Raw genomic sequence first — 272 nt, 5'->3', positions numbered from 1 at the left:
ACCCGCGACAGGCCAAGAGACGGTAGGCGCGTGGAAACCGTAGTCCATCAGACGCTTAGCGATGTCATCTACTTCGATTCCAGCGGATTTTTTGAGCGATCGCAAGTCTAAAATACACTCATGCGCCACTAAACCCGCTTTCCCCTTGTATAAAACTGGGTAGTAACTTTCTAAACGACGGGCGATGTAGTTAGCATTGAGAATTGCCACCTTGGTTGCATCCGTCAAACCCGCGCCACCCATCATGGCGATGTACATCCAAGAAATCGTTA

The 272-nt window shown here is 49.6% G+C and carries 1 pseudogene; it reads right to left on the bottom strand.

The features are described 5' to 3' along the window. Window positions 1-272 (bottom strand): annotated as a pseudogene (locus tag FLQ44_RS22900) (hypothetical protein); the annotation flags it as partial.

Origin of the sequence: Vogesella mureinivorans (genome assembly GCF_007644035.1) — a bacterium.
Classification (GTDB): domain Bacteria; phylum Pseudomonadota; class Gammaproteobacteria; order Burkholderiales; family Chromobacteriaceae; genus Vogesella; species Vogesella mureinivorans.
Note: the sequence above shows the minus strand (reverse complement) of the source record. Positions and strands in the feature narration are given on the sequence as shown.